This is a genomic window from Frankia sp. CcWB2, from assembly GCF_977927585.1.
Window position 1 is genome coordinate 899 of the sequence record NZ_CDWRCM010000120.1, and the last position, 1,044, is coordinate 1,942.

Below are 1,044 nucleotides of genomic sequence, written 5' to 3' on the forward strand. Positions count from 1 at the left end.
TCGTGCTCGGCGGGTCCAAGGTGTCCGACAAGCTCGGCGTGATCCGCGCGCTGCTGCCCAAGGTCGACACGTTGCTCGTCGGCGGAGGGATGTGCTTCACCTTCCTGGCGGCGCTCGGTCACGGGGTCGGCGGGTCGCTGCTGGAGACCGAGATGATCGAGACGTGCAAGGAGCTGCTCGCCGAGGGCGGGGAGCGGATCGTGCTGCCGACCGACGTCGTCGTCGCGGACAGGTTCGCCGCCGACGCGGACACCGCCGTCGTCGCGGCCGGCGCCATCCCCGCCGGCTGGCTCGGGCTCGACATCGGCCCGGCGTCGACGGAGCTGTTCGCCGCGCGGCTGGCCGGAGCGGCTACGGTCTTCTGGAACGGGCCGATGGGCGTGTTCGAGCTCGCGCCGTTCGCCGCGGGCACCCGGGGGGTGGCCGAGGCGGTCGCCGCCGGCAAGGGGTTCTCCGTCGTGGGTGGCGGAGACTCCGCCGCGGCGGTCCGCACGCTCGGCATCCCGGAGGATGCCTTCAGCCACATCTCGACCGGCGGCGGCGCGAGCCTGGAATACCTGGAGGGCAAGACGCTGCCCGGGCTCGCGGCCCTCGATGTCTGACTTCCGCGGGACGCCCGGCGCCGGGGCCGGCTGATGGCACTGCTGGGCCGGGGAAGATCTGAGCGAGGTTCCGACAGGGGATCCGGGAAGAACAGGGGATCCGGGAAGGACGAGGACGGCGTGGGCAAGGACAGATCGGCGAAGGGCGCTGCCGGCTCGAAGGGCGCCGTCGGTGTCAAGGGCACCGGCCGACGGGCGCTGGTGGCCGGCAACTGGAAGATGAACCTCAATCACCTCGAGGCGATCGCGCTGGTGCAGAAGATCGCCTTCGATCTCAAGCCCGCCGAGCTGGAGACCGTCGAGGTCGTCGTTCTCCCACCGTTCACCGATCTGCGCAGCGTGCAGACCCTGGTGGACGGAGACAAGCTCGCCATCGCCTACGGGGGGCAGGACCTCTCCCCGTACGCGTCGGGTGCGCACACCGGTGATATCAGCGGGGCGA

At 71.3% G+C, this 1,044-nt stretch carries 2 protein-coding genes; both read left to right on the top strand.

Annotated features, from left to right (window positions below; translation table 11 throughout):
• Window positions 1-602: phosphoglycerate kinase (locus tag ACY45C_RS13585; protein ID WP_462187977.1), on the top strand; the 602-nt coding region annotated here is incomplete at its 5' end.
• Window positions 603-635: 33 nt separating this feature from the next.
• A partial coding sequence (locus ACY45C_RS13590; RefSeq protein WP_462187978.1) for a triose-phosphate isomerase occupies window positions 636-1,044 on the top strand: 409 nt, incomplete at its 3' end.